This window comes from Cellulomonas citrea, from assembly GCF_009829685.1.
Classification (GTDB): domain Bacteria; phylum Actinomycetota; class Actinomycetes; order Actinomycetales; family Cellulomonadaceae; genus Cellulomonas; species Cellulomonas citrea.
In genome coordinates, this window is sequence record NZ_VWSD01000114.1 from 1 (window position 1) to 9,660 (window position 9,660).

Sequence of the window (9,660 nt, forward strand, 5' to 3'; positions counted from 1 at the left end):
CGCGTCGTCGTCGGTGCTGTGCCAGGGTCGGTGCCCACGCCGCCTGGGTGAGGGTGGCGCCCGAAGGTGGGTACGGCGAGCGGGGGCGCGCATGGTCAGGTCCAGGTGGGTGCCGGTGGCAGCCGGGCTGGCGGCAGGGGTCGTCGTGCTGGCGGGGTGCTCGCCGCACGGGTCGGTGGCGCCCAGCGTCGCGGCGACGGCGGCCTCCTCGACCCCGACGCTCCCGGCACCGGTCGCGTCGCCGACACTGCCGGAGCACTGGGCGGACACCGGCGAGCGCGGTGCCCAGGCGGCGGCGGTGTGGTTCGTGCGCGACCTCTACACCTACGTGGTCGAGACGAACGACTCGACGCAGTGGCAGGCACTGAGCCTCCCCGACTGCGTGTTCTGCGCCAACACGACCAAGTCCGTGCAGGACGGTCTGACCGCCGGCACGGTTCAGCGCCTCACCGGGGTGCAGGTCACCGTGACCCGGGTCGAGGAGCTCAACCCGCTGGCATATGCCGTGCTCGTGGACTATCGCGACGGTCCCACGGGCATCTACCGCCTCGACGGAAGCCTGGTGAAGACGCTCGACGGAGCCCCGGGGCAGCTGAACGTCGTGGTTCATCTGGTGGGACCGAACTGGTGTCTCCGAGCCGGAGAGTGGTTCGACGCCGGAGTGCCGGTGCCGACAGCGGGTGCTGGCTCGTGACGGTTCGGGCCTGGTCGGCAGCGAGGCTCCCGGCACTGTTCAGCCTCGTGATCAGCGCGGTCGCGGCGCTGCCCGGGTGGGTGGCTGCGGACGGAGGCGACCACAAGATCGGAGCCCAGGCTGGTGACCACACGGTCGAGGTCTACGGAACAGAGAATCTGCCAGGCAGCACCGACAGCTTCGCTCCGACGGGGTCGACGGTGGCCCGGGTGGCTCCGTTGCTAGCTCGCCACATGCGGGCCGAGATCTGCGGCGTGTACTCGGCGGGTGAGGGGCGGTACTGGCCGTGCGGGCCGGATGTGGTGCTCGACCACACCGACGTCTGCGGGGACGCCCCGGCCCTTCGCCCCTGGTGGGAGTCCACTCGCGTCACAGCGTCCGACGACTGGCAGCCCTGGGTGCTGGTCGAGAACGTGACCTGTGCCGGTGGGCCGGACCCGACGCCGGAGCAGGTCGTCACCGCGTTCCAGACCCTGCCGATCACCCCGTCGGTGTTGACGGTTCAGCCCGATCGGGGGTGGGTGCTGGTGAACAAGGAGACGATCGCTTTCACCGATCCGGCGCCGCAGATGTTGGGTGCGACGGTGCTGGGGGTGCCGGTCACGTTCCAGGTGACCGCCTCGCAGTTCACGTGGGACTACGGGGAGAAGGTGTTCACCACCACCAGCCCGGGTCACCCGTACCCGCACCAGGACGTGTCCTACCCGTACACCCACCTCGGGACCGGCAAGGTCGCGTTGACCACGACCTGGCAGGCCACCTACACCGTCGGCGACGACCCGACGGTCCGGCCCGTGCCGGGCACGGCGACCACGACCAGCACGAGCGCCCCGTTCGAGATCCGTGAGGCCTCCGCCCACCTGACCCGCGGCAGCTGCACCGACCACCCCCACGACCCCGGCTGCGAGGGCTAGCGGCAGGACTTGGAGACCTCCACCAGCGACGCCGGGGGCTCGCCGTACGCCTGCGTCCCGTTGCCGGGGTCGGTGTACCCCATGCCGATCGCCCACGCCGTCGCCCACGCCTCGACCGCGGCCCGGGTCGAGTGGTCCGCCAGGTCGGGGCACTTCGTCTGGATCGCGTGCCCCACCTCGTGCACCACCAGCGACTTCGACGTCGGCCACTCCGCCGCGACCGAGTCGGTGAGGGAGATCGTCGCGTAGCCACCGCGGTCGAACCAGAACTGGGTCCACCCGGCCAGCGACCCGGCGCGTCCCCACGTCTGGCCGTCGATGGACAGCGTCGGGGCCCAGGTGAAGTCGAGGAGCACACCGCCGTCGATCGACCGGGCGAACTCCACGACGGCGACCTTGCGCGCATGCAACGGGCCGGCGAGCTCGGCCTCCTCCGCCGCCTGGGACGCGACGAGCGCCTGGCCCGCCTGCACGTAGGTCGTCAGCGCCGCCACCTGATCGCCCGACGTCGGGTCGACGGCCGCCGCCGCGTCCCGGAAGGCGAACCGCGAGTCGTTCGTCGCCATGTCGTTCGCCGCGTCGACCTGCGCCGACACCGGTGCGACCGACGCCAGCAGGGCGTCGCGCGAACTCGCGACCTTCGCCGTCGCGTCAGTCACGGCCTTGGTCGCAGCCTGGGCCTGGCTGACGGCGGCGGCGAGCTGGTCAGCCCGGTCGCGCAGCTGGGTGGTGGCGCTGCGGATGGCGGGCGGCCACCAGGTCTGCGGGTGCCGAGCCGCATACGCCGGGACGTCGAGCCCGGTCCCGGCGACGGCCACCGCTGCGTCGAGCGCGCGGGCATCGGCGCTCAGGGTGGTGCCGGCGGCCGCATCGGTGAAGCCAGCCCCCGCCAGGGCCGCGAGAGCATCGGCCTCGTGCGCCGCCGTCGTCCCCGAGGCGACCGCCGCGGCCTGTGCCGTCTGGGAGTCCTGCGCCTCGTCGACGAGGGCGTTGAGGTGGTCGGCCGCCTGGGTGTAGTCGCGCTGGGAGATCACGAGGGCGCCCGCGCCTGCGGCACCGCCCAGTGCCAGGACGACGACGAGCAGGACCGCCGGCCAACGCCGTCGTCGCCGGCGGGGCGCGACCGGGACCGGGAACTGCTCGACCGCCGCCGGTGGCTCCCAGACGCTCACGGGGCCGAGGCTAGCGAACTGGTGCGACATGGTCCTGGCCGCGTCCCGTCCGCCTCGCACGGGGCGCCGGATCGGCCCACCGGCAGGTCAGCCCACGGGTTCGCCGGGGTCGATGTTGACCAGCCAGACCACGCCGAACCGGTCGGTGAGCTGCCCGAACGAGGCACCCCACGGCGCAGGCGCCAGCTCGGCGCCGATCTCCCGGGCACCGTCGCGCAGGCCGTCCCAGTAGCCGCGCAGCGTCGCGTCGTCCACCCCGAAGCCGCTGAGGGACAGCGAGACGCCGGTCCCGACGGGGGCCGTCATGTGGCTCGGGGTGTCGGAGGCCATGAGCTCCAGGCCGCTGGAGGTCCGCAGGAAGCCGTGCATGACGAGGTCGGCCTCGGCGGGGTCGGACGAGACCCCGAACTGGGCGAAGGTGCTGATCTGGACCTCGCCGCCGAAGACCGACCGGTAGAACTCGAGGGCAGCGCGGGCCTCGGAGCGAAAGTGCAGGTACGGGGTGAGTGAGACAGCCATCGGTGACCTCCTCGTCGCAGTGGGTGCCCAGCATCGTCCGAGGCACTGACACGGTCGGACGAGGCGGCCGCACCAGCCTGCGGGCAGATCCGGCCCGGCGCACGTCGTCGTGGGCCTGTGGAGAACTCGGCGCGTCGTCGTCGGGGCTGTGCCAGGGTCGGTGCCCAGGTCGCCCGGGCAGGGGGTGGCCGTGAGCAGGTGGCCGTGGGTAGGTGGGTGGCGAGCGGGGGCGCGCATGGGTCGGGCACGGTGGGTCGCGATGGTTGTCGCGGTGGGCGTGGTTCTCGGGCTGGCGGGGTGCTCCCCGGATCCGGCCGTGACTCCGACGGCATCGGCGTCATCGCCCTTGGTGGGGTTGCCGGCGCCGATGGCGTCGCCGGCCAAGCCCGCGCAGTGGGCGGACAACGGTGAGGCGGGTGCCGACGCGGCGGCGCTGTGGTTCGCGCGCGACGCGTACGCCTACGTCCGCGAGACCAACGACGCGACCGACTGGCAGGCGCTCAGCACACCGGACTGCGAGTTCTGCGCGGGGGTTGCCAGCGATGCGGCCGCTCAGGCGACGCTCGGCCAGGTGAGCCGCGAAGGGCGCTGGGATGTCACGGTGACTCGGACCCAGGAGCTCAACCCACTGGCGTTCGCGGTACTCGTGGACTTCGACAAGCCGAGTACCGAGGTGCTGCGCGCGGACGGCTCCTCCGTCGCGACGACCGAAGGCGCGCACGGACAGATGCTGCTCGTGCTCCATCGGGAGGGCCCGAACTGGCTGCTGCGTGGGGGGCAGTGGTTCGAGAAGGGCGCGGTCGTACCGACCGCCGCGCCGTGAGACGCCTGTGGTCGGCGGCTGTGCTGGTGGCACTGGTGGTTGCGCTCAGTGCAGGAGCGGCCAGAGCCGAGGGCGACTCGCCTGACCCGGACGTCGCCACGCCGAGCACTCCGTCCTCGGTACTGCCGTCCGAGCCGACGACGCGGGCGCGCGACAACAACATCGAGGTCTCGCTCACCGAGATCCTCCAAGGCACAGGTGCTGTCCCGGGCGGTCGTCCGGCGCCTGTCTCGTTTGCTCCGCCGCTGGTCAGGTACCTGCGCGCCGAGGTGTGCGGGCTCATGAGCGGGGGTGCGGGGTACAGCTGGCCGTGCTCGGACGGCCGGGTGGTCGACCACAGTGACGTGTGCGGCGACGCCCCGGTGCTGCTGCCGCTGTGGCGTTCGGAGCGGCCGAGCGCGAGTACGCCGTGGTCCGACTACGTGCTGGTCGCGGACCTGACGTGTGTGGGTGGTCCGGTTCCGTCGGCGGAGCAGGTGCTTGCTGAGTTTCGTCGGTTGCCGATCGCACCGTCGGTGGTGAGGGTGCAGCCCGATCGGGGGTGGGTGTTGGTGAACAAGGAGACGATCGCTTTCACCGATCCGGCGCCGCAGATGTTGGGTGCGACGGTGCTGGGGGTGCCGGTCACGTTCCAGGTGACCGCCTCGCAGTTCACGTGGGACTACGGGGAGAAGGTGTTCACCACCACCAGCCCGGGTCACCCGTACCCGCACCAGGACGTGTCGTACCCGTTCACCCGTCCTGGCACGGGGAGGGTCGCGTTGACCACGACCTGGCAGGCGACCTACACCGTGGGCGACGACCCGACGGTCCGGCCCGTGCCGGGCACGGCGACCACGACCAGCGCGAGCGCCCCGTTCGAGATCCGTGAGGCTTCCGCCCACCTGACCCGCGGCAGCTGCACCGACCACCCCCACGACCCCGGCTGCTGAGCCTGGCCCTAGCCCCGGCCCCGCGTCGGACCCCCGGCCTAGGCTCGTCGCCGTGCACATCCCGGCCGTCTCCGAGGACCAGGTGCGGCGACTCGTCGGAGCGGAGGCGTTCGCACGCGGCCTCGCCTACGCGCTGGACCTGCGGGCGCACGCCGTGAGCTGGGACGAGAGCCGAGGTCTGCTGCGCGGCCGGGTGCGGGGCTCAGCGCGCGAGGTCTACACCCAGCACATCGTCCTCAAGCCCGACGGCGAACCGGTCACCGGGATGTGCACCTGCCCGGTCCAGCACTCCTGCAAGCACGTGGCCGCGCTCCTGCTCCAGGCGGCGGTGCGGCCGTCGGAGGCCGCGCTGGCGCCTGAGCCAGATCCGTCGGACGGAGACCCGGAGGGCGCGGACCTGCCGGCGTTCGGGCGAGCAGGAGCCGCCACGGCGTCCACCGGTTCGTCGGACGCCAACGCGCAGCAGGCTGGCCCGACGGGGATGGCCACGTCGTCCGCCGGCCCGTCGGGCACCGACTCGCACTCCCCCGGCTCGTCGTCCACCGGCATCGGTGCTGCTGGCGGGCATGCGCAGCAGGCAGCCTGGGCGCAGGTGCTCGACTCGGTGCTCACCCCCCGGCGTCACTCCGAGCCGCGTCACGGAGCCCCGCTCGCACTGCTGCTCGAGGTGCAGCTCGGCGCGGGTGAGCAGTGGCAGGACCCGCCGCGCGCCCACCGGCTCGCGGTGCGCCCCGCGCTGCGCAGCGAGAAGGGCACGTGGGTCCGCACCGGCGCCGGCTGGTCCAACGTGACCGTCGGGTACTCGGGGACCCCGCTCGATCGGGACCACCGCGAGGGTCTCGTGGCGCTGCACCGGCTCATCGAGACGACGGCCGGACCCCGGTCGTGGACCAGCACCCCGACCTGGCTCTACCTCGACCGCGGCCCGGGCGTGGCGGTCTGGGCGATGCTCGCCGAGCTGCGGCGGATCGGCGTCGAGCTGCTCACGGCCGCGGCCCCCAACCGCGCCGTGACCGTGCACGACGAACCTGCCCAGGTGCAGCTCGACCTGCACGAGGACGGGTCAGGGCTGCAGGTCCTGCCCGGCGTCCTCGTCGACGGGACGCGGCTCGACCCCGAACGGCTCGGGCTGGTCGGGCTGCCCGGACCCGTCGGGGTCTACTGGTGGACCGAGGGCGCGGGAGGGCTCGAGCTGGCCCGGTTCGCCCAGCCGCTCGACCGGCGGGCCGAGGCGCTGCTCACCATGCCCGGCACGCTGCGGGTCCCGACCCCGACGGCCGACGTCTTCTGGGGCAGCTACGCGCCGCGGCTGTCCACCGTGCTGCCGCTGGCGAGCGTCGACGGCACCGTCCGGCTGCCCGAACCCGCCGTCCCCGGGCTGCGACTCGACATCGCCGTGCGCGAGCGGCACACCGTCGATGTCGGCTGGTCGTGGGCCTATCGGGTGGACGACGGGCAGGAGGCTCCCGCCGCTGTACCGCTCGGGCCGATCGACCGGGCCACCGAGCCGTGGCGCTCACCTGACGGCGAGGCCGCGCTGCTGGCAACCGCAGCGGCGGCGGTGGCCGGCGCCCTCGCACCGGGCGGTTCGGTCGCCGATGCGCCGGCCGGTGAGCGCAAGGACGCGCACGGCGGTGCGGACCGCCTGCGCGACGCGCTGCTCGAACCGTTGCGGACCCACCGGCCGGGTACGACGGGCCTCACCGACTGGGACACCGTCACCCTGGTCGACCAGGTGCTCCCCGCGCTGCGCGAGGTCGAGGGCGTCGAGGTCCACGTCGTCGGCGACCTGCCCGACTACCGCGAGGCCGCCACCCCGGCACGCGTCCTGGTCGGCACCGGGTCAGGTACTGGACTGGACGACGGCACCGGAATGGACCCGAGCGGCCGGTCAGGCGTCGGGACGAGACCGGGCGCGGACGCGGCCACCGGCACCGACGGTGAGGAGCCCACCCTCGGCAGCGACCGCGACTGGTTCGAGCTGCAGGTGACGATCGAGGTCGAGGACCGCCAGGTGCCGCTCGAACCGGTGCTGCGCGCCCTCGTGCTCGGCGAAGATCGCGTGCTGCTCGACGACGGGCTGTGGCTGCGGGTCGACACCCCGCAGCTCGCGGCGCTGCGCACGCTGGTCGAGGAGGCCCGGGCGCTGGGCGACGACCGTCGCGGACCGCTGCGGGTCAGCCGGTTCGACGTCGGTGCCTGGGACGAGCTGGTCGCGCTCGGCGTCGTCGTGCAGCAGGCGGCGGCCTGGACCGAGGCGGTGGAGCGGCTGGCCGAGCTCGCCGACCCGCCGTCGGCCGACGAGGTCCCCGCGCAGGTCAAGGCCCAGCTCCGGCCGTACCAGCGGGCCGGGTACGCGTGGCTGCGGCGGTTGGCCGAAGGCGGGCTGGGCGGAATCCTGGCCGACGACATGGGGCTCGGCAAGACGCTCCAGCTGCTCACCTTCGCCGCCTGGTTGCGGGCCCAGCCGGCCGGGCAGCAGGGTCCGCTGCTCGTCGTCGCGCCGACGTCCGTGGTCGGAGCCTGGGCGGGCGAGGCCGCCAGGTTCGTCCCGGACCTCGTGGTGCGCACCGTCGAGGCGACCGCCGGCAAGCGCGGTTCGAGCCTCGCCGAGGTGGTCGCCGGGGCCGACGTCGTCGTCACGTCGTACACGCTGTTCCGCCTCGAGTTCGCCGAGTACGAGCGACTGACCTTCTCCGCGCTCGTGCTCGACGAGGCGCAGACCGTGAAGAACCACCAGTCGCGGGCCTACGCGTGCGCGCGGACGCTGCGCGTGCCGATCAAGGTCGCCGTCACCGGCACGCCGCTGGAGAACTCGGTGCTCGAGCTGTGGGCGCTGCTGGGCCTGGTGGCGCCGGGGCTGTTCCCGTCGCTGCAGCGGTTCACCGAGCACTACCGGGTGCCGATCGAACGTGACGGCGACACCGCGCGCCTCGCCGACCTGCGACGACGCATCCGGCCGCTCGTGCTGCGCCGTACCAAGGAGCAGGTGGCCGCCGACCTCCCGGCGCGGTTGGAGCATGTCGTGGAGGTCGAGCTGGCGCCCCGGCACCGCGCGCTCTACGACCGCTACCTGGCACGTGAGCGGCAGAAGGTGCTCGGGCTGCTGGAGGACTTCGACGGCAACCGGTTCGAGATCTTCCGGTCCCTCACGCTGCTGCGGCGACTGGCGCTCGACCCGTCCCTGGTCGACGAGGCGCACACCGGCGTCCCGGCGAGCAAGCTCGACCACCTGGCCGCGATGCTCGACGAGATCGTCGCCGACGGGCACCGGGTCCTCGTGTTCTCCCAGTTCACGGGCGTGCTCGGCCGGGTCCGCGACCGGCTCGACGCGCACGGCACCGGTTACGCCTACCTCGACGGCGCGACCACCGGCCGGCCCGCGGTGATCGAGAGCTTCCGCACCGGTGACGTGCCGGTGTTCCTCATCAGCCTGCGCGCCGGCGGCGTCGGGCTCACCCTCACCGAGGCCGACTACGTGGTGCTGCTCGACCCGTGGTGGAACCCCGCGGTCGAGGCCCAGGCCGTCGACCGGGCGCACCGCATCGGCCAGACGAAGCAGGTGATGGTCTACCGGCTGGTCGCCGCAGGCACCATCGAGGACAAGGTGATGGCGCTCAAGGACGCCAAGGCCCGGCTGTTCGACTCGGTGCTCGGCGGCGGCGAGCTGGCCGACGCCCGGCTGTCCGCCGGGGACGTGCGGGCGCTGCTCGGCTGAGCGATCGACGTCCGCCCGCCGTCAGTGCTCGTGGCGGTGGTGGGTGTCGGGGTAGTGCTCGTGGCTGTGCGTCAGCGGGGCGTGCGTGTGCAGGTGCCGGTGCTGGCCGTCGGGTCCGACGGGCCCGTCGCCGTGATGGCTGTGCTCGTGGTGCCCGTCGTCGTGCGTGTGCCCGTGCTCGTGGGTGACGGCCTCGTGGGTGTGCGCGTGCCCGTGCGCCTCGGTGAGGTGCAGCCAGGTGCCCAGCGCCATGAGGGCGCCGGCGAGCAGCAGCTGCCAGGTCACCGCATCGCCCAGGGCGACGGCGAGCACCGCGCCGAAGAAGGGGGCGACCGAGAAGTAGGCGCCCGCCCGGGCGGTGCCCACGTGCCGCAGCCCGACGATGAACAGCACGAGGCTGAGCCCGTAGGAGACGAAGCCCAGGGCCATCGCGGCGGCCGTCGACCCGGCCGTCGGCAGGTGCGCGCCGAGCAGCAGTGCGAGCACGAGGTTCGTCGGGCCGGCGACCGCGCCCTTCACCGTGACGAGCCAGGTCGCATCGACGTGCGACACCTTGCGGGTGAGGTTGTTGTCGAGCGCCCAGCAGGCGCACGCCCCCAGCACGGCCAGCACCGGCCAGACGCTGCCGACCTGCGCCTGGCCGGTGGGCACGGCGATGACGACGGCCCCGGCGACGATCGCGAGCATCCCGAGCACGACGCGGCGGTCTGCGGGCTCGCGGAACACCACCCAGGCGAGCACCGCCGTGAGCACACCCTCGGCGTTGAGCAGCAGGGACGCGCCCGACGCCGGCATCGAGGACAGCCCGGCCATGAGGAGCACGGGCCCCGCGACCCCGCCGGCGGCCACCGCCCCGACGAGCCAGCGCCGCTCGCCGCGGGCCGGTCG

At 73.4% G+C, this 9,660-nt stretch carries 8 protein-coding genes; 5 read left to right on the forward strand and 3 right to left on the reverse strand.

The window, feature by feature from the left end; genetic code table 11:
* Window positions 1-115: 115 nt before the first annotated feature.
* Both F2B26_RS11930 and F2B26_RS11935 read left to right on the forward strand, forming a co-directional pair.
* Window positions 116-694 carry a DUF6318 family protein gene (locus F2B26_RS11930; protein WP_159809640.1) on the forward strand — a complete coding sequence of 193 codons (579 nt, stop codon included), beginning with the start codon at window positions 116-118 and terminating at the stop codon, window positions 692-694.
* Window positions 695-903: 209 nt separating this feature from the next.
* Window positions 904-1,608, forward strand: a complete 705-nt coding sequence (locus tag F2B26_RS11935) for a hypothetical protein (protein WP_159809641.1) — start codon at window positions 904-906, stop codon at window positions 1,606-1,608.
* On the opposite strand, the gene F2B26_RS11940 is transcribed toward F2B26_RS11935, so the two are convergent.
* Together F2B26_RS11940 and F2B26_RS11945 are read right to left on the reverse strand one after the other, a co-directional pair.
* Window positions 1,605-2,780: a hypothetical protein gene (locus tag F2B26_RS11940; RefSeq protein WP_159809642.1), complete on the reverse strand. Its 1,176-nt coding sequence runs from the start codon at window positions 2,778-2,780 to the stop codon at window positions 1,605-1,607. The two genes, F2B26_RS11935 and F2B26_RS11940, sit on opposite strands and share 4 nt — an antisense overlap.
* 87 nt (window positions 2,781-2,867) lie before the next feature.
* A complete protein-coding gene (locus F2B26_RS11945) occupies window positions 2,868-3,299 on the reverse strand; it encodes a VOC family protein (RefSeq protein ID WP_159809643.1) in 432 nt (143 codons plus the stop codon).
* A 259-nt stretch (window positions 3,300-3,558) separates the two neighbouring features.
* On the opposite strand from F2B26_RS11945, the gene F2B26_RS11950 reads away from it, so the two are divergent.
* The 3 genes from F2B26_RS11950 (at window position 3,559) to F2B26_RS11960 (ending at window position 8,772) form a co-directional block, all read left to right on the forward strand.
* Window positions 3,559-4,122 carry a DUF6318 family protein gene (locus tag F2B26_RS11950; RefSeq protein ID WP_159809644.1) on the forward strand — a complete coding sequence of 188 codons (564 nt, stop codon included), beginning with the start codon at window positions 3,559-3,561 and terminating at the stop codon, window positions 4,120-4,122.
* Window positions 4,123-4,673: 551 nt separating this feature from the next.
* Window positions 4,674-5,054, forward strand: a complete 381-nt coding sequence (locus F2B26_RS11955) for a hypothetical protein (protein ID WP_159809645.1) — start codon at window positions 4,674-4,676, stop codon at window positions 5,052-5,054.
* Between the two features lie 52 nt (window positions 5,055-5,106).
* Window positions 5,107-8,772 carry a DEAD/DEAH box helicase gene (locus F2B26_RS11960; protein ID WP_159809646.1) on the forward strand — a complete coding sequence of 1,222 codons (3,666 nt, stop codon included), beginning with the start codon at window positions 5,107-5,109 and terminating at the stop codon, window positions 8,770-8,772.
* A 21-nt stretch (window positions 8,773-8,793) separates the two neighbouring features.
* Here the strand turns inward: F2B26_RS11960 and F2B26_RS11965 are convergent.
* Window positions 8,794-9,660, reverse strand: an 867-nt coding sequence (locus F2B26_RS11965) for a DMT family transporter (RefSeq protein ID WP_159809647.1), incomplete at its 5' end; no start/stop codon positions are given.

Excerpts from the sequence above, each read along its gene's own strand:
- F2B26_RS11950 (WP_159809644.1), top strand. The coding sequence starts at position 3,559 with ATGGTTGTCGCGGTGGGCGTGGTTCTCGGGCTGGCGGGGTGCTCCCCG.
- F2B26_RS11945 (WP_159809643.1), bottom strand. The coding sequence starts at position 3,299 with ATGGCTGTCTCACTCACCCCGTACCTGCACTTTCGCTCCGAGGCCCGC.